At 67.1% G+C, this 22,323-nt stretch carries 20 protein-coding genes and 1 tRNA gene; 10 read left to right on the top strand and 11 right to left on the bottom strand.

What is annotated here, in order from left to right:
• Positions 1-71 precede the first annotated feature (71 nt).
• Positions 72-1,478 (bottom strand): metallophosphoesterase, encoded by a 1,407-nt coding sequence (locus AB0L82_RS34990; RefSeq protein WP_364646424.1) that lies wholly within the window; start codon positions 1,476-1,478, stop codon positions 72-74.
• Between the two features lie 7 nt (positions 1,479-1,485).
• Complete coding sequence (locus tag AB0L82_RS34985) at positions 1,486-1,953, bottom strand: hypothetical protein (RefSeq protein ID WP_364646421.1); 468 nt, start codon at positions 1,951-1,953, stop codon at positions 1,486-1,488.
• 190 nt (positions 1,954-2,143) lie between these two features.
• On the opposite strand from AB0L82_RS34985, the gene AB0L82_RS34980 reads away from it, so the two are divergent.
• The 4 genes from AB0L82_RS34980 (at position 2,144) to AB0L82_RS34965 (ending at position 6,432) form a co-directional block, all read left to right on the top strand.
• The gene (locus tag AB0L82_RS34980; RefSeq protein ID WP_364646418.1) at positions 2,144-3,163 is read left to right on the top strand and encodes an iron ABC transporter substrate-binding protein; all 1,020 of its coding nucleotides are present in this window, start codon (positions 2,144-2,146) and stop codon (positions 3,161-3,163) included.
• A gap of 3 nt (positions 3,164-3,166) precedes the next feature.
• Positions 3,167-4,717, top strand: a complete 1,551-nt coding sequence (locus tag AB0L82_RS34975; protein WP_364646415.1) for an iron ABC transporter permease — start codon at positions 3,167-3,169, stop codon at positions 4,715-4,717.
• On the top strand, positions 4,714-5,835 hold the full coding sequence (locus AB0L82_RS34970) for an ABC transporter ATP-binding protein (protein ID WP_364646412.1): 1,122 nt from the start codon (positions 4,714-4,716) through the stop codon (positions 5,833-5,835). Before AB0L82_RS34975 ends, AB0L82_RS34970 begins: the two co-directional genes overlap by 4 nt.
• Positions 5,836-6,072: 237 nt before the next feature.
• A complete protein-coding gene (locus tag AB0L82_RS34965; protein ID WP_364646409.1) occupies positions 6,073-6,432 on the top strand; it encodes a hypothetical protein in 360 nt (119 codons plus the stop codon).
• Positions 6,433-6,488: 56 nt separating this feature from the next.
• Here AB0L82_RS34965 and AB0L82_RS34960 read toward each other — a convergent pair.
• Both AB0L82_RS34960 and AB0L82_RS34955 read right to left on the bottom strand, forming a co-directional pair.
• A tRNA-Cys gene (locus AB0L82_RS34960) sits at positions 6,489-6,562 on the bottom strand.
• Positions 6,563-6,625: 63 nt separating this feature from the next.
• The gene (locus AB0L82_RS34955; RefSeq protein ID WP_364646407.1) at positions 6,626-7,465 is read right to left on the bottom strand and encodes a DUF3105 domain-containing protein; all 840 of its coding nucleotides are present in this window, start codon (positions 7,463-7,465) and stop codon (positions 6,626-6,628) included.
• 89 nt (positions 7,466-7,554) lie between these two features.
• Here AB0L82_RS34955 and AB0L82_RS34950 point away from each other — a divergent pair, with 89 nt between their 5' ends.
• On the top strand, positions 7,555-8,097 hold the full coding sequence (locus tag AB0L82_RS34950; RefSeq protein WP_364646404.1) for a MarR family transcriptional regulator: 543 nt from the start codon (positions 7,555-7,557) through the stop codon (positions 8,095-8,097).
• 76 nt (positions 8,098-8,173) lie between these two features.
• Complete coding sequence (locus AB0L82_RS34945; RefSeq protein ID WP_364646402.1) at positions 8,174-9,211, top strand: hypothetical protein; 1,038 nt, start codon at positions 8,174-8,176, stop codon at positions 9,209-9,211.
• Positions 9,212-9,303: 92 nt separating this feature from the next.
• Here AB0L82_RS34945 and AB0L82_RS34940 read toward each other — a convergent pair whose 3' ends face one another.
• Genes AB0L82_RS34940 through AB0L82_RS34920 form a run of 5 tightly spaced genes read right to left on the bottom strand, consistent with a single transcriptional unit; the run spans position 9,304 to position 14,717 of the window.
• A complete protein-coding gene (locus AB0L82_RS34940) occupies positions 9,304-10,080 on the bottom strand; it encodes an enoyl-CoA hydratase (RefSeq protein ID WP_364646399.1) in 777 nt (258 codons plus the stop codon).
• Positions 10,077-10,985, bottom strand: a complete 909-nt coding sequence (gene mmsB / locus AB0L82_RS34935) for a 3-hydroxyisobutyrate dehydrogenase (protein WP_364646396.1) — start codon at positions 10,983-10,985, stop codon at positions 10,077-10,079. The genes AB0L82_RS34940 and mmsB overlap by 4 nt, the downstream gene beginning before the upstream one ends.
• Positions 10,985-12,079, bottom strand: a complete 1,095-nt coding sequence (locus AB0L82_RS34930; RefSeq protein WP_364646393.1) for an enoyl-CoA hydratase/isomerase family protein — start codon at positions 12,077-12,079, stop codon at positions 10,985-10,987. The genes mmsB and AB0L82_RS34930 overlap by 1 nt, the downstream gene beginning before the upstream one ends.
• A complete protein-coding gene (locus AB0L82_RS34925; protein WP_364646391.1) occupies positions 12,076-13,215 on the bottom strand; it encodes an acyl-CoA dehydrogenase family protein in 1,140 nt (379 codons plus the stop codon). Before AB0L82_RS34925 ends, AB0L82_RS34930 begins: the two co-directional genes overlap by 4 nt.
• A gap of 2 nt (positions 13,216-13,217) precedes the next feature.
• The gene (locus AB0L82_RS34920; RefSeq protein WP_364646388.1) at positions 13,218-14,717 is read right to left on the bottom strand and encodes a CoA-acylating methylmalonate-semialdehyde dehydrogenase; all 1,500 of its coding nucleotides are present in this window, start codon (positions 14,715-14,717) and stop codon (positions 13,218-13,220) included.
• 169 nt (positions 14,718-14,886) lie between these two features.
• Here AB0L82_RS34920 and icmF point away from each other — a divergent pair, with 169 nt between their 5' ends.
• Positions 14,887-18,096, top strand: a complete 3,210-nt coding sequence (icmF, locus tag AB0L82_RS34915) for a fused isobutyryl-CoA mutase/GTPase IcmF (RefSeq protein WP_364646385.1) — start codon at positions 14,887-14,889, stop codon at positions 18,094-18,096.
• A gap of 66 nt (positions 18,097-18,162) precedes the next feature.
• Positions 18,163-18,570: a DUF3224 domain-containing protein gene (locus AB0L82_RS34910; RefSeq protein ID WP_364646382.1), complete on the top strand. Its 408-nt coding sequence runs from the start codon at positions 18,163-18,165 to the stop codon at positions 18,568-18,570.
• Positions 18,571-18,580: 10 nt separating this feature from the next.
• On the opposite strand, the gene AB0L82_RS34905 is transcribed toward AB0L82_RS34910, so the two are convergent.
• A complete protein-coding gene (locus AB0L82_RS34905; RefSeq protein WP_364646379.1) occupies positions 18,581-19,024 on the bottom strand; it encodes a MarR family winged helix-turn-helix transcriptional regulator in 444 nt (147 codons plus the stop codon).
• A gap of 145 nt (positions 19,025-19,169) precedes the next feature.
• Between AB0L82_RS34905 and AB0L82_RS34900 the strand changes: the two genes are divergently transcribed.
• A complete protein-coding gene (locus AB0L82_RS34900; protein WP_364646376.1) occupies positions 19,170-20,456 on the top strand; it encodes a Dyp-type peroxidase in 1,287 nt (428 codons plus the stop codon).
• Between the two features lie 130 nt (positions 20,457-20,586).
• Positions 20,587-21,648, top strand: coding sequence for an amidohydrolase family protein (locus AB0L82_RS34895; protein ID WP_364646373.1), 1,062 nt, complete (start codon positions 20,587-20,589; stop codon positions 21,646-21,648).
• Between the two features lie 15 nt (positions 21,649-21,663).
• On the opposite strand, the gene AB0L82_RS34890 is transcribed toward AB0L82_RS34895, so the two are convergent.
• A complete protein-coding gene (locus AB0L82_RS34890; RefSeq protein WP_364646370.1) occupies positions 21,664-22,299 on the bottom strand; it encodes a TetR/AcrR family transcriptional regulator in 636 nt (211 codons plus the stop codon).
• Between the last annotated feature and the right edge of the window lie 24 nt (positions 22,300-22,323).

The raw sequence follows: 22,323 nt of genomic DNA, 5'->3' as shown, positions 1-22,323 counted from the left end.
CCCGAACCAGTGATTCAGCCCATTGCTGCAGGCACGCGGCCCGCCGCCGCGGACACGAGGCGCCCACCGCCTCAGGCACGAACCAGACCCGACAGGTCACGCGGCACGGTGTGATTGCGGTCGGCGGTGGAGCCCAGGGTGTACTCGGGCAGCAGACCGAAGTACTCACCGCGCGACCGAGCGCTCCAGCGACGCGCGCCCGGCGTGCGGGTCTTGTAGAAGTTGACGGTGTAGCCGCCCTCGTAGAGGCGCACCAGCGAGTAGCCGCCGGGATACTCCTTGGCCGCGCCCACCTCGAGAAATTCGACCGGAATGGGAAAGTCGGGGCGGGTAAGGCGATTTCGATGGGTATGGCCGGAATGGTGCAGGAATACCCCGGGCGCGGAGCGGTAGAGCGATTGCAGCTCAGCCGAATTGGCGCTGTTGAGCACAAAACCCGGCCCCGCGATATTGGTCCAGCCGGATTCGGCGGTAACCGGATGATGGCTGAAGACCAGCGTCGGGCGGTCCGGATCGGCCAGCAGCACCTCGCGCAGCCGATCCAGCTGCGGCCGGTCGATACTGCCGCCGGACCCGTCGAGTTCGGTGGTGTCCAGGGCCAGCAGGCGCAACTCGCCCACCTCGAACTCCCCCAATTGCTGCCGGGGACCGAAGGATTCGCCCCAGCAGTCGAAGTGGTCCGCATACGGTGCGCAGCCCGCGTAGTCGCCGCCCAGATGCGGGCGGTCGTGATTGCCCCGGCAGGCGAACCAATCCCGTTCCGCCGCACCCCATTCCGCGAGTGCGCGATGCACCCCGCGCACCTGATCGGGCGTCGCCTCCGCGGTCAGATCACCCGCGAGCAGCAGTTGATCGGCGGCGCGGTCGGGGCGGCGCAGATCATCGAGGATCGCGGCCAGCATGACCTCGGGATACGGTGCGAGACCGGGATCCTGGCGCACGCCGGGCGGCAGTCCGGCGGCGATCAGGCCGCTGATCTCCTCGCCGTAGTGCACATCGTTGCAGAGCGCGATGGTGCGCAGCAGTCGGCCCGGCGGCGGCACCGGCGTGCTGAACTCACCGCTCGCCTCCGGCGTATTCGGCAGCCGGGTGGCCACATTCAGCGCGGGCACGGCGGTCACACCCACCGAGCGCGCCTCGAATCGGTAGCGGCGGCCGGGTTCCAGGCCGGTGATCTCGGCGTAGTGGTACGCGGTCGGCCCGGGATCGGCGAACACCTGCCGCAGGCCCGTCCCGTCGGCGGGGCCCAGCCACACCTCGGCGTCGGTCTCCACCGGCACCGGATCGCCATTCGCGTTGGGCCCCAGGGTCGTCCAGGTGAGGATCGCCGACTCCGCGGTGATCGTGACGACTTCCAGATCGGTCGCGATCACCGAACCCGGCTGTGCGCGAACCACTCCCGGACGGGCGAGCGGGAGCAGGGTCGCCGCCGCGAGCGCACCCAGGACGGTGCGCCGGTTCGGCCCGCAGCAGTTCACGACCGCACTACCTGCCGTCGGTCGAGCACACCTTCCACGTGCCCTCCTCCTTGCGGAGATGCTCCGACGCGGTGGTCGACTTGTCGTCGGCTCCCGAAACCGAGAGCGCGCCAACCATTTTCGCGGTCGCGCGATCGCCGGTGACGGCGATCTGGTCGATGCTCACGATGCGGATATCCATCCGGCCCTGTTCGGACGCGCTCTTCTGCGCGGTGGACAGCGCATCGTATTCGGCGCGATCCGCCGCGCACGCCTTGGCGACCGCGACGCCCGGACCTTTGGCCGACAACGTGCCGTAGAAATCGCGAATGGCGGAGTCGATGCGCTGGCTGTCGCTCGGGGAATCCTTGCCGGACAGCGAGACCGCGGCGGCGACGCCACCGCCGACCACGACGACGGCCGCCACGGCCAATCCGACGAACAGTGGTTTACGACCTCCCCCGCCGCGTTTGCCAGCAGATCGCTGAACGTCCATTGCCGGATTGTACGGTTGTCCGCCGGGCGGCAGGGTCATCGATTTCCTTCGATCGGTCCACCACTGAATGTCCGCAGACTACGGCAAATAGGTTGCGATTCGGTGGGGTGCCGGATCTGTCCGCCCCGAGAGACGGTACGTTGGTTAGCCAAACCTCAGGAATGAGGATTGGCATGTCGAAAGGACGGTCATGGCAGCGGCTCGATGGAAACTGGTGTCCGGCGTGGTCGCCGCGATCACCCTGCTGGCGGCAACCGGATGCTCCAATTCGTCCAAGGACGATAACGAGATCCTGGTCTACAACGCCCAGCACGAATCGCTGACCAAGGAGTGGGCCGAGGCCTTCACCAAGGAGACCGGCATCAAGGTGACGCTGCGCCAGGGCGGTGACACCGATCTGGGCAACCAGCTCGTCGCCGAGGGCAAGAACTCGCCCGCCGATGTCTTCCTCACCGAGAACTCCCCCGCCATGGCGCTGGTCGAGAACGCCGGGCTGTTCGCCGATGTGGATCCCAACACGCTCGCGCAGGTGCCCGAGCAGTTCCGCCCGTCCACCGGCAAGTGGACCGGAATCGCGGCCCGCTCAACCGTTTTCGTCTACAACACCGGCAAGCTGCAGGCCGATCAACTGCCGCATTCGCTGCTGGATCTGCAGCAGCCGCAGTGGAAGGGCCGCTGGAGCGCGGGCGTGTCCGGCGCGGACTTCCAGGCCATCGTGGCCGCCCTGCTCGCCCTGAAGGGTGAGGACGTCACCAAGGCGTGGCTCAAGGGTATGAAGGACAACGCGATCGCCTCGCAGAACAATGTGACGACCATGAAGGGCGTCAATGCGGGGCAGTTCGACGGCGGCGTGATCTACCACTACTACTGGTACCGCGATCAGGCCAATACCAAGGAGAACAGCAACAACACCAAGCTGTACTACTTCAAGAACCAGGATCCGGGCGCCTTCGTCTCCATTTCCGGTGGCGGCGTGCTGAAGTCGAGCAAGAAGTCGGAGAACGCGCAGAAGTTCCTCGCCTTCATCGCCTCGCAGAAGGGCCAGGAGGTGCTGCGCGACGGCGATTCGATGGAGTACCCGGTCTCGGCCACCGTCGCCGCCAATCCGGCGCTGCCGCCGCTGGCTTCGCTGGACGCGCCGAAGGTCGACCCCAGCAAGCTGGACGCCAAGAAGGTCACCCAGTTGATGACCGACGCGGGTCTGCTCTAACCCATGGCCGTCCGGACCGCTGTCGCCACCCGGGCCGCCCGGCCCGGGCTGCTCGTCACGATCCTCGCGCTGCTGCTGGTGGCCGCGACGTTCGTACCGCTCGGCTATATCGTGTCCACGCTGTTCAGCACCGGATTCACCGAGACCGCGCATTTGATCTTCCGGCCGCGAGTCGGTGAACTACTGCGCAATACGGTGGGTTTGGTGGTCATCACGGTGCCGATCTGCCTGGTGCTCGGCATCGGGCTGGCCTGGATCGTGGAGCGCACCGACGTACCGGGTGCGGCCTGGTGGGGGCCGATCTTCGCGGCTCCGCTGGCCGTTCCCGCCTTCGTCAACAGCTACGGCTGGGTGAGCGCCTTCCCGTCCCTGCACGGGCTGTGGGCGGGCGTGCTCATCGCGACCGTGTCGTATTTCCCGCTGGTGTACCTGCCCGCCGCGGCGACGCTGCGCAGGCTGGATCCGGCGGTGGAGGAATCCGCGCGGGCGCTGGGCTCGGGTCCGGTCGCGGTGTTCGCGCGAATCGTGCTGCCGCAGTTGCGCCTGGCCATTCTCGGCGGCGGACTGCTGATCGCGCTGCATCTGCTCGCCGAGTACGGCGCGTTCGCCATGATCCGGTTCTCCACCTTCACCACCGCGATTTTCGAGCAGTACCAATCCAGTTTCGCCGGGGCGGCGGGCAATACGCTGGCCGGGGTGCTGGTGGTGCTGTGCCTGGTGCTGCTGGCCGGTGAGGCCGCGGCGCGCGGTAATGCCCGCTACGCCCGCATCGGCAGCGGTGTTCCGCGGGCCGCCATCCGAGTCCGGCTGGGCGTCAACAAGTTTCCGGTATTCCTGCTGTTGGCCGCCGCGCTGGCGTTCTCGCTGGGTGTGCCGTTGTGGACCATCATCCGCTGGTTGCGGCTGGGTGGTTCGAAGGTCTGGGATATGGCCGATATCGGCGAATCCCTGGGCCAGACCATCGGATTGGCCGCCACGGCCGCGGTCATCACCACGCTGTGCGCCTTCCCGGTGGCCTGGATCGCGGTGCGCTCCACCTCTCGTTTCGCGCGAATCATCGAGGGCGCCAACTACATCACCAGTTCGCTGCCGGGCATCGTGATCGCGCTGGCGCTGGTGACGGTGAGCATTCGCTGGCTGCCCGCGCTGTATCAGACCGCCGCCACCGTGCTCGCCGCCTACACGCTCATGTTCCTGCCGCGCGCGCTGGTCGGTGTGCGCGCGGGCCTGGCGCAGGTGCCGGTCGGCCTGGAGGAGGTGTCGCAGGCATTGGGGACCTCGCGGCCGATGACGTTCCTGCGCATCACCTTACGGCTCACCGCACCCGCCGCGGCCTCGGCGGCCGCGATGGTGTTCGTGGCGGTGGCCACCGAGCTGACCGCCACACTGCTGTTGGCCCCCAATGGGACTCGCACCCTGGCCATGCGCTTCTGGTCGCTGTCCGGCGAACTGGACTACGCGGCGGCCGCGCCCTATGCGCTGATCATGATCATCGCGGCGGTGCCGGTCACGTATCTGCTGTTCACTCAATCCAGGAAGGCGGCCGGGCTATGAGTCGTCTTGTCGTCGAGAATGTCTGCAAGAACTTCGGGCCCGCCCGGGTGCTGGACGGTATCCGGCTCGAGGTGCCCGACGGCAGCGCCACGGCGGTGGTCGGCTCGTCCGGCTGCGGTAAGACCACGCTGCTACGGGTGATCGCCGGATTCGAGAACCCGGACTCGGGCTCGGTCACGGTCGGCTCGGAAGTGGTTACCCGGGAAGGGTTCTCGCTGCCGCCGCATCGCCGCCGAATCGGCTACGTGGCGCAGGACGGCGCGCTCTTCCCGCATCTCACGGTGGGGCAGAACATCGCCTACGGTCTCAATGGCGGCCTGGCGGGACGGCGGCGGCATGCGGCCCGGGTGCGCGAGTTGCTCGATATGGTCTCGCTGGGAGCGGATTACGCGGATCGGCGACCGCATCAGCTCTCGGGCGGGCAGCAGCAGCGCGTGGCGCTGGCCCGCGCCATGGCGCGCAAACCCGATCTCATGCTGCTGGACGAACCGTTCAGCGCGCTCGATACCGGCCTGCGCGCCGCCACTCGGCAGGCGGTGGCCGATACGCTGCGCGCGGCGGGCATGACCAGCATTCTGGTCACCCACGATCAGGAGGAGGCGCTCTCCTTCGCCGATCAGGTCGCGGTCATGTGCACCGGCCGCTTCACCCAGGTCGGCACGCCCGAACAGGTGTATGCCGCCCCGGCCGATCTGTTCACGGCCGGATTCCTCGGCGACACCGTGCTGCTGGACGCGACCCTGCGATCCGATACCGCCGAGACCGCCCTGGGCCGGATTCCGGTCCAGCCGGATGCCCCCGCAGGTGCCGCGACCGTCATGATGCGGCCGGAACAGCTTGTCGCCCACGTGGTTTCGAACGGCGATCCGGGCCGCGCCACGGTGCGCGGCGTCGAATTCCGCGGTGCGGACGTCATGCTCACCCTCGACCTGGACGGCCGCGCCGACCCCATCCAGGTGCGCCGGGTCAGCGTCGCCGCCCCCACCGTCGGAGACCGCGTGGACCTCGAAGTCCTCGGCGCGGCAGTCGCATTCACCGCCGAGCAATGCGCATCCGCCGCCCGGCTGACCAACGGTCTGTCCAGCGCCCCGGCCGCCCGGGATGCCCTGGCTGTCTGACACCAACGGGTGACGCGAGCATGGTGCGCGACGGAAAGGTGCCCGCCCGCCGCTGGGCCGCGCCCGCAGGCCGAGCGGTGCCGCCGCCCGGCGGGAATCGGTTGGCCCGACCCGGACCCGCACGGCGTGAATGTGACAGCGCCGCCGGACTACTCGGCGTGCTCCCACCGGACACGTCGCCCAGCACCTATATTGGCGCGGGGGCGAATTGCCCCGGGTACTACCTGAGGAGTCTCGTTGCGCAGCATGCTGTTCGCCCTGTCCGTCGTAGGCGCGGCCGTCGCCCTGGCCCCGCTCGCGGCCGCCGAACCGCCGCCCGCCGGGGACTCCGCGGTGCAGGTGCAGGCGGTGTACGGCGTGGAGCAGTTCCCGATCGCGGGCGTGACCGCCGATGTCACCCCGTGCGCGGGCGGCCCGGTCGCGGGCACCGTCACCACGGGCCGGGACGGCAGCGCCACCTATATCGGCGGCTCGGGCTGCTATCGGGTACAGGTCTCGACGCCGATGGGCTGCTCCCTCGATGGTGATGCGGCACAGCAGGTCAGCACGGTGCCCGGCATCATCCCGACGGCCACGTTCCGCTTCCGCTGCGCCTAGACCCCCGCGGCATACGGAAAATGTCCCCCATGGATTTCCATGGGGGACATTTCCTTTGGAGCGAGCGGCGGGAGTCGAACCCGCGTATACGGCTTTGCAGACCGCTACCTAGCCCCTCGGTCACACCCGCATCGCTGTAAATGATGCCGCGCGTGCGCATTCGGGACCAGTGTTCGAATCAGCCTGATTCCAATCAGCCTTCGGGCGCCGGTTCCGGGCCGGGCGGCGGCTCGGGCGCGGGCTCCGGGGCCGGTGGCGGCGGCGGCGGCGGGGTGACTCCGGCTTCGGTGACCGCGTACGGTCCCGGCGGTGTCGGGTCGTACGGCGGCGGGTTATTGGTGTCGATGGTGGGGTTGGAGCAGCTCGCGCCCGGCTCCGGATAGGTGTACGGGTTCAGCCGCAGCGCGGTGATGAACTGGCCGACGCGCGGATCGCGGGCATCACTGAGTTTGAGCTGGTGGCCCCACGATTGCAGCGAGATCGGTGTGTCCAGCCCCGGATACGGCGACAGCAGCATGTACGGTTTCGCGCCGACCTGTCCGGTCAGCACCGAGACGCCGTCGACGCCGAGTGTGGTCGGGTTGTAGGTGATCCAGACCGCGCCGTGTTCGAGCGCGTGCACGGCGTTCTCGTTGCGGATCGGCACGGTGTAGTTGACGCCGGTGCACGGCAGCCACGAACTGTCGTGCGCGCCGCCGAAGGGCGGGCTCTGGGTGTAGGCGACGCGCAGGTTCGCGGCAACGTGCACGCCGGCCGGATAGTCCTTGCGCACTACGCCGTCGATCCGGGTCGAGGGATCGTGGTCGGTCGCGGTGGGCACGAATTCGTCGGCGGCGGCTGCGGAGTCGCCGCCGGCGTTCTGCGGCCACAGGAGAATTCCGGCGACGCCGGCGGCGATCACGGCGATGGCCACGCCCATGAAGAGGGGTTTGCGATCGGGCTTGCGCGGTGTGAATTCGGGGAAGGGCACACTGTACGGGCCCCGGGGTGCGGTTGATGCCGGGTCGAACTTCGGGCCGAGCGGGTTGGTCACGTACTGCCTCCTTGTCCGCAAAGAGTACGACACCGAAATAGGGCTCGGTGCGGCGGAATACGAGTGCTTCGCATGCGATGATCGTGGACATGTCTCGGCCACGTCCCCTGCCGCTCGATCCGATCGAAGAGGCGCACCGCCAGTGGACCGAGCACGGCTGGGGCGAGGTCGCGGACGGGATGGCCGCGGTCACCTCACTGGTGCGGGCGCAGCAGATCGTCATGGCCCGGGTCGACGAGGCGCTCAAGCCCTCCGGGCTCACCTTCTCCCGGTACGAGCTACTGATGCTGTTGAGCTTCAGCAAAACGGGTGCGCTGCCGATGGCGGTCGCCAGCGCGCGTTTGCAGGTGCATCCGACGAGTGTCACCAACACCGTGGATCGGCTGGAGACCGCGCATTTGGTGAAGCGGGTGCCGCATCCGAGTGACCGGCGGGCGACCTTGATCGAAATCACCGATGCCGGAAGGGAATTGGTGTCCAAGGCCACCACCGAGCTGAACCGGCAGGTGTTCGCGAATACCGGCCTGCCGCCGGATCGTTTACAGCTGCTGCTGCGATTGCTGGCGGAATTCCGGCAGACCGCGGGCGACTTCGACAGCGGTGGCTCGCCGACCAGATGGGCCGCCCAGTAACCGTCCAGCATCCGGTCAGCCAATTTCCTGCGTCATAGTCTTGGAATCGGCCCGCAAAAGGTTCACCATTGAGGCCATGGTGCTGGTCCTCGGGGTGTCAGCTGGCGCGGCGGGTGCGCGCGCCATGCTCACCCATTCCGACCAGCCGCATCTGCCTCCCATCGACCGCTGCAAAGTGGCGCGCAGAACCGGCGGCGGTATCGAGGAAGGTGTTTTCGAAGCCGTCCGGCTGATGCGCAAATCCGCTGCTCGGCGCGATGAATTCATTACCGGTATCGCGGTCACCTGCCGGTGTTCGACACACGCGGACGCCATTCGCACCACGGCGGGGCGCAATCGCCTGACCCTGATCGACGAGCAGGTCGCACAGCTCAGATATCTGCGGTTCACCGGCAGACTGCCCGCCGAGGGCTCGATCCTGCTCTATGACCTGGGCGCTTCCGGTTTGACGCTGACCCAGATCGATTGCCGCACCGAGGCGATTCTGGCCAGTAAGCGCAGTACCGTGCTCGGCGGCGACGGGCACGATTCACTACTACGCTGGCTATTGGCCCGTGGCGGCGTGAGTGTGGATCTGGCCACCAGCCGTCGCCATAAGGAAGCCCTGGCCAGTGATCGCGTGATCACGGTGTGCGATCCGATCAACGGGCATCGCGCCGTCATCACCCGCAGCGACTTCGCCGATCTGGTGTCGGCGGGGGTGCATCATTCGGTGTCGTTCGTGCGGCAGATGATCGATGAGACCGGCGTGCACCCCTCCGCGATGGCGCTGCTCGGGGGTTGCACCCGCAACAAGAGCATTCGCGATGAGCTGAAGCAGCAGCTCGATCTGCCGTTGATCTACGATCCGGAACCCGAATTCGTCTCCACCCGCGGCGCGGTGCTGCTGGCCGCCGAGCGCCCCTCCGCGCGCCGGGTGCGCAGTGTGCGCTTCAACCCGGTCCCGAGACTGCGCGGCGAGGATATCCCCTCACGCCGCAAACTCGTTGCGGCCATTGCGGTTACGGCAACCCTCGGCGGGACCATCGCCGGTGCGCTCGCCATGAATCACGAAGGCGAGCACACCGACGGTAAGCAGCCGACCGTGGAAGTGGTCGGGCCAACGCGGCACTGACCACGCCCGAGGCGTGAATGATAGGGGGTTTGGGGGCTCGGCCCCCAAACCCCCGGCCATGTCCCGGGTGGGGCTGTGCCCCAACCGTTCCGCTACTTGTTGCTGAAGTTGGCGGGCCGCTTCTCGACGAAGGCGGCCATGCCTTCCTTCTGATCCTCGGTGGCGAACAGGGAGTGGAAGACGCGGCGTTCGAAGCGCAGGCCCTCGGTGAGGGTGGTTTCGAAGGCGCGGTCGACCGCTTCCTTGGCGATCATGACCGAGGGCAGCGACATGGACGCGATGGTCTCGGCTACCTCGAGGGCGGTCGCGACCAGGTCGGCGGCCGGGACGATGCGCGAGACCAGGCCCGCTCGCTCGGCTTCCTCGGCGTCCATATTGCGGCCGGTGAGGATGAGATCCATGGCCTTGGCCTTGCCCACGGCGCGGGTGAGGCGCTGCGAGCCGCCCATACCGGGGATGACGCCGAGTTTGATCTCGGGCTGGCCGAATTTGGCGGTGTCGGCGGCAAGCAGGATGTCGCACATCATGGCGAGTTCGCAGCCGCCGCCGAGGGCGTATCCGGCGACCGCGGCGATGATGGGCTTGCGGAAGGCGACGAGGCGGTCCCATCCGGCGAAGTGGTCGGTGAGGAACATGTCCATGTACGACTTCTCGGACATCTCCTTGATGTCCGCACCGGCCGCGAACGCCCGCTCGGAGCCGGTGAGCACGACCGCGCCGATCTCGTTGTCGTTCTCGAGCTCGTCGAGGGCAGCCGAGATATCGGTCAGGACCTGCGAGTTCAGCGCGTTCAGAGCCTTCGGCCGGTTCAGCGTGATGAGGGCGACGCGGCCTTTGCGCTCCAGCAGAATCGTCTCGAAGTCACTCACGCCTGTTCTCCTCCAGATCGGGTACGAATATCGGTGACGATAGCCGAGAAATCCTTGCCCGCTTCGTCCTGGTTGAAGCGCTGGTAGATCTCTGCGGCAAGCAAACCGATCTGTCCGTCAACCCCGTTGGCCTGCAAGGCATTAGCCGCGAGGCCCAGATCCTTGCTCATCAGCGCCGTGGCGAAACCGGGCTGGTAATCGTTATTGGCCGGGCTGGTCGGCACCGGACCGGGCACGGGACAGTACGAGGTGAGCGCCCACGACTGCCCCGAGGCGGTGGACACCACATCGAAGAACTTGTCGTGCGTCAGCCCCAGCTTCTCACCGAGCACGATGGCCTCGGAGAGCCCGATCATGGAGATGCCCAGGATCATGTTGTTGCAGATCTTGGCGGCCTGGCCGACGCCCGCGCCGCCGCAGTGCACGACCTTGCCGCCCATGACGTCCAAAAGCGGCAGGGCGGCGGCGAAATCGGCGTCCGCGCCGCCCACCATGAAGGTGAGGGTGCCCGCCGCCGCGCCCGCGACGCCACCGGAGACGGGTGCGTCCAGTGCCCGATGTCCCGCTGCCACAGCGAGTTCCGCGGCGGCCTTGGCATCACCGACATCGATGGTGGAGCAGTCGACGAACAGCGTGCCCGGCTTGGCGGCGGACAGCACATCGTTGTAGAGGTCGAGCACGATGCGGCCATTGGGCAGCATGGTGATGACGATCTCCGATTCGGCCACGGCCGCAACGGGTGTCGCGACGACGGTGGCGCCGTCGGCCCGCGCCTGATCCTGTGCGGCGGGCACCGGATCGTATGCGAGGACCTCGTATCCGGCTTTCACCAGGTTGGCCGCCATCGGGCCGCCCATATGGCCGAGGCCGAGAAACCCTACCCTGCTGATCTTTTCAGAGCTCACTATTGATCCTTCGGTGTGGCCAAACCCAATTCGCGATCGCCGAGCGCGCCGAAGTAGGCGTCCACATCGGCGTCGGTGACATCCGCGAGCGTCGCGGGCTGCCACTGCGGGTTGCGATCCTTGTCGATGACCTGGGCGCGAATGCCCTCCACCAGGTCATGGGTGTTCAGCGAGGCGGCCGAGACCCGGTACTCCCGGTTCAGCACCGCCTCGAGGCTGTCGGCCTTGCGCGCCTCGCGCAGCGACCGCAGCGTGACTTTCAGCGCCACAGGCGATTTCGACAGCACATCGGCGGCGGCCTGGGCGGCCTCGGCGCGCCCGTCGGTCTGCAACCGGTGCACGATCTCCTCGACGGTGTCCGCGCCGTAGCAGTAGTCGATCCAGTCGCGCTGGGCGATGAATTCCGAAACAGGTGCGGGCTGTGCGAATTTCGCGATGGCGTCATCCGCGCTCAGGGTGCCGAGCGCTTCCAACAGTGCCGGAAGGTGTTCGGACGGTACGAAGGCGTCGGCGAATCCGGCGGCGATGGCGTCACCGGCGGTCATGCGCGCGGTGGTGAGCGCGACGTGCGTGCCGATCTCGCCGGGTGCGTGCGCGAGCAGGTAGGTGCCGCCCACATCCGGGATGAAGCCGATACCCGTCTCGGGCATGCCGATCTTGGAGCGTTCGGTGACGATGCGGTGTGAGGCATGCCCGGACAGGCCGACGCCGCCGCCCATGACGATGCCGTCCATGATCGCGACGTACGGCTTGGCGTAGCCGCCGATGAGCGCGTTCAGGATGTATTCGTCCCGCCAGAACCGCCCGCTGGGCGAATCGGCGGCGGTCCACGGTGAATCATGCTGGGCCACAGCGTTCTCGGCATCGGTGTGGATGGCGACGATATCGCCGCCCGCGCACAGCCCGCGCTCCCCCGCGCCGGTGAGCACCACGGTGCGCACCTCGTCATCGGTCTCCCAGGCGCGCAGCGCGTCCAGAATGGCCAGCGCCATCGGGTGATTCAGCGCGTTGATCGCCCGGGGCCGGTTGAGCGTGATCAGGCCGAGGCCGTCGCGCTTGCCGATCAGCACCTCGGGTTCTGCGTTGTCACTCATGCTGCTCCTACCACCGAGCGGGCGACGACCACCCGCATGATCTCGTTCGTGCCTTCCAGAATCTGATGCACCCGCAGGTCGCGGACGATCTTCTCGATCCCGTATTCGGCCAGGTAACCGTAGCCACCGTGGAGTTGCAGGGCCTTGTTGGCCACCTCGAATCCGGCGTCGGTGGTGAACCGCTTGGCCATGGCGCAGAGTTCGACCTTGTCGTCGGCGTCGGCGTCCAGGGCGGCGGCGGCCCGCCACAGCAGGGTGCGGGCGGCCTCCAGCGAGGTGCGCATATCGGCGAGTTCGAATTGCAGCGCGGTGTTGTCGAGCAGCCGCGCCCCGAACGCCTTACGCTGTGCCAGATAGCTGACGGTCTGATCCATGGCCGCCTGTGCGCCGCCGAGCGAGCAAGCGGCGATATTGAGCCGTCCGCCATTGAGCCCGTTCATGGCGATGCGGAAGCCATTGCCCTCGGAGCCGAGCAGGTTGGCCGCGGGCACCCGGGCATTGTCGAGGATGACCTGCCGGGTGGGCTGTGCGTTCCAGCCCATCTTGCGCTCGTTCGCGCCGAAGGACAGTCCGGGGGTGTCGGCGGGCACGATGAAGGCCGAAATCCCGCGCGCCCCATTGTCTCCGGTGCGCGCCATGATCACGTAGACATCGCTGCTGCCCGCACCGGAGATGAATTGCTTGACGCCCGTGAGCAGATAGTCGTCACCGTCGCGAACGGCCTTGGTGCTCAGGGCCGCCGCGTCCGAGCCGACGCCCGGTTCGGTGAGCGCGTAGCTGGCCAGCAGATCCATCGAGGTCAAACCCGGCAGCCACCGATTGCGCTGCGCCGCATCGCCGTAACTATCGATCATCCACGAGGCCATGTTGTGGATGGAGATGTAGGCGGCGATGGCGGGGCAGCCGGTGGAGAGCTGTTCGAAGATGCGCACGGCATCGAGCCGGCGCAGTTCCGATCCGCCCACATCCTCCCGGACGTAGATGCCGCCGAGGCCGAGCTGCCCGGCCTTGCGCAGTACATCCACCGGGAAGTGCTTGCGCTCATCCCATTCCAGCGCATTGGGCGCGAGCAGCTCGTCGGCAAAGGAGCGGGCGGTCGCGGTGATCGCCTTTTCGTCTTCGTCGAGTGTGAACATCGTCAGTCCATGGTCGGGATGACGAAGGCGTTGCTCTCCTTGAGTCCGGAGGGCCAGCGCTGGGTCACCGTCTTGGTCTTGGTGTAGAAGCGGATCGAGTCCGGGCCGTGCTGGTTGAGATCGCCGAAGCCGGAACGCTTCCAGCCGCCGAAGGTGTGGTACGCGATCGGCACCGGGATCGGCACGTTGATGCCGACCATGCCGACCTGCACCCGGGCGGCGAAGTCACGCGCGGTGTCACCGTCGCGGGTGAAAATCGCTACGCCATTGCCGTATTCGTGTTCGTTCGGCAGGCGCAGCGCCTCTTCGTAATCCTTGGCGCGCACGATGGTGAGCACCGGACCGAAGATCTCTTCCTTGTAGATCCGCATATCCGGGGTGGCGCGATCGAAAAGCGTCGCACCCGCGAAGAATCCCTCTTCGCCGCCCTCGACCACCAGGCCGCGCCCGTCGATGACCAGTTCCGCGCCCTCGTCGACGCCGATCTGCACGTAGTCGTTGACGCGGTCGACACCGTCCTGTCCGACCAGGGGACCGAAGTCCGCGCCGGGATCATCGGAGAGGCCGACATTGAGTTTGGCGATGCGTTCGATCAGCTTGTCGCGCAGGCGATCCGCGGTCTCCTCACCGACCGGCACCGCGATGGAGATGGCCATGCAGCGCTCGCCCGCGGAGCCGTAGCCCGCACCGATGAGCTGATCGGCGACATCGTCCAGATCGGCGTCCGGCATGACGATGGCGTGGTTCTTGGCCCCGCCGAAGCACTGCGCGCGCTTACCGTTGGCGGTCGCGGTCTCGTAGATGTACTGCGCGATCGGGGTGGACCCGACGAAGCCGACAGCCTTGATGCGATCGTCGTTCAGCAGTGTGTCGACGGCTTCCTTACCGCCGTTGACCACGTTGAACACGCCCGGGGGCAGTCCGGCCTCGAGGAACAGTTCGGCCAGTCGCAGCGGTACCGAGGGGTCGCGCTCGGACGGCTTGAGCACGAAGGCGTTACCGCACGCCAGTGCCGGTCCGGCCTTCCAGAGCGGGATCATGGCCGGGAAGTTGAACGGGGTGATGCCCGCGACCACGCCGAGCGGCTGGCGCATGGAGTAGACATCGATGCCGGTGCCCGCGCTCTCGGTGTACTCGCCCTTGAGCAGATGCGGTATGCCGGTCGCGAATTCGATGACCTCGAGGCCGCGCTGGATATCGCCCTTGGCGTCCGGGATGGTCTTGCCGTGTTCGCTGGACAGCAGTGCGGCGAGCGAATCCATCTCGTCCTGCACCAGGGTCAGGAACTTCATCAGCACGCGGGCGCGCTTCTGCGGGTTGTACGCGGCCCACACCTGCTGCGCCTCGGCGGCGTTGGCGATGACGGCCTCGACCTCGCTCTTGGTCGCCAGCGGCACCCGCGCCTGCACCTGTCCGGTGCTGGGATTGAAGACGTCTCCGAATTTGCCGGAGGTCCCGGTCACGTGCTGACCGCCGATGAAGTGCGTGAGTTCGCGAACCATGCCAGTCCTGTCTCGATGTCACCGCGTGGTCCACGCGGTCTTAGGTCACCATATAGTTGGACATCCATCTATTTCCAGAGATGTTGCTGTGGCGGATCTCACGCCCAATTTGATTTGACGTCCTACTATTGGGGTATCAACTGTGCGGCCGTAGACGCGGAGGATTCCCATGGCCGATCTGCATGTTCCAGCGAACCCGGTGCGGTTCGTGACCTCGGCGGCGCTGTTCGACGGCCATGACGCGGCCATCAACATCATGCGCAGAATCCTGCAGGGGCAGGGGGCCGAGGTGATTCACCTCGGACATAACCGCGCCGTGCGTGAGGTGGTGGACGCGGCGGTCAGCGAGGATGTGCAGGGCGTCGCGGTCAGCTCGTATCAGGGCGGGCATATCGAGTACTTCGAGTACCTGGCGACCGCGCTGCGCGAGGCCGGGGCCGGGCACGTGCGCATCTTCGGCGGGGGCGGCGGGGTGATCATTCCGGCGGAGATCGAACGGCTCGCGGCCGCCGGGGTCACCATCTTCTCCCCGGAGGACGGACAGCGACTCGGCTTGCCCGGCATGATCAATCAACTGATCGCGGGCTGCGATGTGGATCTGTCCACCACGCCCGCGCCGGTGGAGGCGGTGCTCAGCGGGGATCGGGCGGCGCTGGCACGGGCGCTCACCTGTTTGCAGCAGGACACGCTGCCGTCGGCGGATATGGCCGAGTTGACCGCGGCGGCGAGTGCGCGGCGGGTGCCGGTCCTCGGCATCACCGGCACCGGCGGGTCCGGAAAGTCTTCTCTCACCGATGAACTCATTCGACGGTTGCGCACCGATCAGCAGGACAAGCTGCGGGTGGCGGTGCTCGCGGTCGATCCGACGCGGCGGCGCGGCGGTGGTGCGCTGCTCGGTGATCGCATTCGCATGAACGCCCTCGACGGGGAGCGGGTGTACTTCCGTTCCCTCGCCACCCGGGGTGAGCGGGAGCTGCCGCGGAATATCGATCAGATGGTGATCGCCTGCAAGGCAGCGGGTTTCGATCTGATCGTGCTGGAGACGCCGGGTATCGGACAGGGTGACGCGGCGGTCGCCGAACACGTGGACGTCTCGCTCTACGTGATGACGCCCGAGTTCGGCGCGGCCTCCCAGCTGGAGAAGATCGACATGCTGGATTACGCGGATGTGGTGGCGGTCAACAAGTTCGAGCGGCGCGGCGCGGAGGACGCGTTGCGCGATGTGTCGCGGCAGCTGGTGCGCAACCGGGAGGCGTTCCACGCCCTGCCGGAGGATATGCCGGTATTCGGCACCAGCGCCGCGACCTTCAACGATGACGGCGTGACAGCGCTCTACCAGCATCTGAGCGGTCTGCTCGGCGAAAAGGGCCTGCCCCTGGAACCGGGCGTGCTGCCCCGCGTCGACACCCGGTCCTCGACCCGGTTCGCGCAGATCATCCCACCCGCGCGCGTGCGGTACCTGGCCGAGATAGCCGAGACCATCCGCGACTATCACGCCGCGACGGAGCGGCAGATCGTTGCGGCGCAACGGGTTCAGCGGGTGGAGCAGGTGCTCGCGGAACTGCCCGGGGATGCCGCCGTCGCGGAACTGCTCACGGATTCCAAAAAAGCGCTGTCCCCGGAGAATGCCGAACTGCTGGCTGCCTGGCCCGCGGTCGCCGAGTCCTATCGGGGCGATGAGCAGGTCGTGCGGATCAGGGATAAGGAGTTGCGCACGCGGCTGCGGCGGGAAACCTTGTCCGGCAGTTCGATTCCCCGCGTCGCACTCCCCCGGTTCACCGATCACGGTGAGCTGCTGCGGTTCCTGCGGTCGGAGAATCTGCCGGGCCGGTTCCCGTTCACGGCCGGGGTGTTCCCGTTCAAGCGGGACAATGAGGATCCCGCGCGCATGTTCGCGGGCGAGGGCGATGCCTTCCGCACCAATCGTCGATTCAAGGTGCTGTCCGAACACGCTGACGCCAAACGACTTTCGACGGCCTTCGATTCGGTGACGCTGTACGGGCACGATCCGGCGGAACGCCCGGATATCTACGGCAAGGTCGGCACGTCCGGTGTTTCCATCGCCACGCTGGACGATATGAAGGCGCTGTACGACGGTTTCGATCTGGACGCGCCGAGCACGTCGGTATCGATGACCATCAACGGTCCCGCGCCGACGATTCTGGCGTTCTACCTCAATGCCGCGATCGATCAAGCGCTGGAACAGTTCTCGGCCGCGCAGGGTCGCGAGCCGACCGCAGAGGAGGCAGCGGACCTGCGCGCGCGGACCCTGTCCACCGTGCGCGGCACCGTGCAGGCGGACATTCTCAAGGAGGATCAGGGCCAGAACACCTGCATCTTCTCCACCGAATTCAGCCTGCGCATGATGGCCGATATCCAGGAATGGTTCGTGCGCAACAGCGTTCGCAATTTCTACTCGGTGTCCATCTCCGGCTATCACATCGCCGAGGCCGGGGCTAATCCGATCAGCCAGCTGGCCTTCACCCTGGCCAACGGATTCACCTACGTGGAGGCGTATCTGGCGCGCGGTATGGATATCGACGATTTCGCGCCGAATCTGTCGTTCTTCTTCTCCAATGGCATGGACGCGGAGTATTCGGTGATCGGCCGGGTCGCCCGCCGCATCTGGGCGGTGGCCATGCGGGATCGGTACGGGGCGAACGAACGGTCGCAGAAATTGAAGTATCACGTGCAGACCTCGGGCCGCTCACTGCACGCACAGGAGATGAGCTTCAACGATATTCGCACCACCTTGCAGGCGCTGATCGCGGTCTACGACAATTGCAACAGCCTGCACACCAATGCCTATGACGAGGCCGTCACCACACCGACCGAGGAATCGGTGCGACGGGCGCTGGCCATTCAGCTCATCATCAATCGCGAGTGGGGACTGGCGATGAATGAGAATCCGCTGCAGGGCAGTTTCATCATCGATGAGCTGACCGATCTGGTGGAGGAGGCGGTACTGCGCGAATTCGATCGGATCAGTGAGCGCGGCGGCGTACTCGGGGCCATGGAGACCGGCTATCAGCGCGGCCGCATCCAGGATGAGTCGATGCTGTACGAGCGGCGCAAGCATGACGGCAGCCTGCCCCTGATCGGGGTGAACACCTTCCGCAATCCGCACGAGGCGGAGCACCGCGTATTGGAATTGGCGCGCGGCACCGAACAGGAGAAGCAGTCGCAGTTGCGGCGGGTGCGCGAATTCACCGACCGCCATCGCGAGCAGGCCCCCGCCGCGCTGGCCCGGCTGGCCGAGGCGGCGAGTTCGGACGCGAATGTCTTCGACGCGCTCATGGATGCCGCGCGGGTATGCACATTGGGTCAGGTCACCGATGCCTTCTTCATGGTCGGCGGCCAGTATCGGCGCAATGTCTGAGGTGCGGCGACCGGCCTGACGCGTATTTACAAGAGCGTGTCGGCCGCCGCCGATACGCTCGGATTCGTGCAGGTAACAGGAACTTTCAGCGTCAAGTCATTCGTACCCACCGAGGTCGTCCCGGACCCGGCCATCGCCACCGCCGTGCCCGTGGGCGTCGTCCTGATGGAGAAGCAGTTCGAGGGCGAGGTGGCGGGCCGCGCGGCGACCCTGTTCACCTCGGCCTTCGATCAGGCCGCCGGAGTCGGGACCTACGTGGCCATGGAATCGTTCGAGGGCGCGCTGGCGGGCCGGGCGGGCGCGTTCAATTTCGCGCATTCGGCGACCACCTCGGGCACCGATCGCAGCAATGAGTACTTCATCATCGTGCCGGGCAGCGGCACCGGTGAGCTGGCGGGCATCACCGGCACCGGCAGCATCACCGTCGACGCGGACGGCACCCATCACATCGGCTTCGAGTACGAACTCCCCTGATCGCGGCGGGTCAGGACTCCGGTTCGGCGAAGGCGGCGAGCACGCTCTGCCCGATCCGCCGCTGAATCGGATCCGCCTCCGGGCCGAACATCTGCGCGTCGACCTCGACGGCCACCTGTTCGGCCCGGCGCAGTACGCGGGTGCCCTCCGCGGTGAGTTCGATGATCGAGGCGGATCCGGCGCGCGCGGTGCGATCGTGCACCAGGCCGTGTGCCACCAGGGTTTTCACGCCGGTGTGCACGCTCTGCACGCTGACGCCGGACATGCGGGCGAGGTCGCTGAACGACGCTCCGGGCCGCGCGGAAATATGCGCGAGCAGTCCGAATCTGGCGACGGTGAGACCCAGCGGGGTGAGCGCGGTATTGAGTTCGGTCTCGACGCGTTTGGCCAGGGTGAGCAGGACGATGCCCGCGCTGGTTATTCGCGGGCGGGGGCGGCCGTTCTCGGTGGTCACGGCTCCAGTCTCGCCTATGGACCCGCAATAGCCCGGGAGCCGTGCACTTTTCACCGACCTTCAGTATGGTTGAAGGTAAGCCGGAAGCGGGCTATCCTTCGTGATCATGAGCGGATCTACTACAGATCGTAGTAATTCTACGGGCATGCCCCGGGTCTCCCGGCGCGGACTTTTCGGATCGGCCCTGGTGGCCGCGGGTGCGGCCACAGCGGGCGCGGTAGCCGGGCGCATTACCGCACCTGCCGAAAACGATTCCCGCACAGTGGCTTTCCACGGCGCGCGACAGGCGGGCATCGCGACCACGGCACAATCGCACGCACTGTTCCTGTCCTGCGATCTCGCAAGCCGGGATCGCGGGGTGTTGCGAGATCTGCTCGCCGCCTGGACCGAGACCGCGGCCGCGCTGACGGCGGGCGCCCGGGTGCCCGATAAGCCGGACAGCGCACCGGGATTCAGCGATCACACCGATTTCGCCACCGGACTCGATCCGGCCCGGCTCACCATCACCTTCGGACTGGGCCCGGCGGTCTTCGAGGACTGGTCGGGGCTGGCGGATCGACGGCCCCGGCACCTGGCGACCCTGCCGGAATTCGCGGGAGATCAATTGCGCCCCAGCTGGACCGGCGGCGAAATCATGGCGCAGATCTGCGCCGATGATCCGCAGATCGTCAGCCACGCCTTTCGCGCGCTGCGCGCCCGCATGCCCGGTCTCGGCAATCTGCGCTGGACCCAGCACGGTTTCCTGAGTCGGCCCGCGGGCGGCGGCACCCCGCGAAATATGTTCGGGCACAAGGACGGCACCGCCAACCCGGTGGTCGGTACCGCCGAATTCGACGCGGCCGTCTGGGCGCACGCGCCCGAGGAACCCGAATGGTTCCGGGGCGGAACGTATCTGGTGTTCCGCAAGATCCGGATGAGCACCGCCGAATGGGACATGCTGTCGCGGCCGGAGCAGGATCGGATCATCGGGCGGCGGCGCGATGACGGATCGCCATTGACCGGCGGTGCCGAATTCGATCCGGTGGATCTGAACGCCCGCGCCGCGAACGGGGAGCCGATCATTCCGGCGGACGCGCATGTGCGGCTGGTGCACGGCATACCCATGCTGCGGCGCGGCTACAGCTACGACTACGGCACGCTGGTGGCGACCAGTGCGACGACCGCCGCACCGGTCCCGGAAGCCGTTCCCGCACACGATCATCCCGAGGGCACCGCCCCGAATCACACACACGGCGGCCATGCCCAGCTCGATGCCGGACTGCTGTTCGCGGCGTATATGAACAATCCGCCGGAGCAGTTCATCCGGGCACAGCGCCTGCTGGCGGCGAGCGATCGGCTCAATACCGTGGTGCAGCACACCGGTAGCGCGATATTCGCCATGCCGCCCGGAATCGCGCTCGGCGAATCGATCGGAGCCGGGCTGCGACTGTGACCGCCCGGCACCCGGACGCCCCCGGCTGTTTCCGGTGCCGCTACCCGATTTCGGCGTTTCCGAATGCGGCGCGTGAAACAATCCGCTGCAGGTCGATCCGGACGGAAGGGACATCATGGACCTTGCGGGCATGACAGTCGTCGATGCGCATATCCACCAGTGGGATCCGCTGACCACACCGCGCGAATTCAGTGGGCTCGCCAAACTGTTCCACTACGTGCCCGTTCCCATCGATTGGGCCAAACGACTGGCTCCCAAGCGGGACCGCGAATTCGTGGGCGATCCGGAACCGTTCGTCCATCCGTATCTGCCCGCCGACTACCGCACCGATGCCGGGGATGTTCCGGTCGAGGGCATCGTGCACATCGAGGTGGAGTGGAGCGGTAAGGGTCCGCTCGCGCCCGTCGGGGAGACGCGCTGGGTGGCGAGTCTGCCGTTCGGCGTGGACACGCCCGCGCTGGGGGCGATCATCGGCGCGGGCGATCCGGCCGCACCGGGTTTCGCGGAGCTGCTGGACGCGCATCTCGCGGCGTCACCGCTGTTCCGGGGCATTCGCACCCGGGTGGAGTATCACCCGGATCCGAAGGTGCGCGCGCACAACAGAGCTCCGGGCGCGCTCACCGCGCCCGCGTTCCTCGATGGCTTCGGCGCGCTCGCCGAACGCGGGCTCGGCTTCGAGGCGTGGGTGTTCTCGAACCAGTTGCCCGAGGTCACCGCACTGGCCGGGCACTATCCCGACGCCACCATCGTGCTGAACCATTTGGGCACGCCCGCGGGCATTTTCGGCCCCGTCGGCAAGGAGACCGGGCACAATCCGGGCCAGCGGCGGGAGTTGTTCGTGCGCTGGCGCGATGATCTCAGCGCACTGGCCACGCACCCGAATGTGGTGGCCAAGGTGAGCGGGCTGATGATGCCGATCCTCGGGCATCCGGTGCCGCCGCGCGGTAATCCGACGCCGGTACCGGTACTGCTGGAGCGCATTTCACCGCTGCTCGAGCACGCCCTCGACGTCTTCGGCGCGGATCGGCTCATCTGGGGCTCGAATTTCCCGGTGGACAAACCGATTACGAGCATCGGCAATGCGGCCGAGGCGGTGGCGACCGCGCTCACCGCGCACGGGGCGGATGAGAAGGCGCTGGAACAGGTGTTCCGCGGCAACGCCCAGCGGGTCTACCGCATCGACAACCTCTGACCGGACGGGTGCGATTCAGTCCGGCACGGCCAGATACTGCGTGCCCAATAGTCGCGCCGTGCGGCTGACGTGTTCGACGATGCGGTCGGTATCGGATTCGATGGCCCCGGTGCGCCAGGCGGTGAGCAGTTCCACGAAACCGCCTATGCCCATGAGGGTTCCCATGCGCAGATCGGCTTCGTCGAAACCCGGCCGCAGATAGGGCCGCCCGGTGGCGATGAGCAGATCGGTCGCCTCGGTGAGCATGGCCTTGCGCCGCTCCTCGAGCACGCGGGACCCGGCGTGATCACCGAAGAGAATGCGGGCCGGACTGTCCAATTGCAGGGCGACGGCCCGGGCGATCGCGCGATGCAGGATCTCCAGCGGTGGCAGGTGCAGGTGTTCCGCGACCACACCGGACAATTCGCCGAAGACCTCCAGGCAGACCTCGTCCCAGACCGCGGCCAGCAGCTCGTCGCGATCTGCGAAGTGCTCGTAGAAGTAGCGATCGTTCAGCGCCGCGCGGGTGCACACCCCGCGCATCGTGACTGCGGCCCAGCCGTTTTCGAGCCAGATCGCGAGCGCCTCGGCGATGAGCCGGGCACGGCGTTCGGTACGGCGTTCCTCCTGGGTTCGCCCACCCCAGGTCCGGGCGGGTGCGCGCACGTTCATCATTGACATTTTGCCCTATCGCGC

Origin of the sequence: Nocardia sp. NPDC052001, assembly GCF_040680615.1 — a bacterium.
Lineage (GTDB): Bacteria > Actinomycetota > Actinomycetes > Mycobacteriales > Mycobacteriaceae > Nocardia.
Note: the sequence above shows the minus strand (reverse complement) of the source record. Positions and strands in the feature narration are given on the sequence as shown.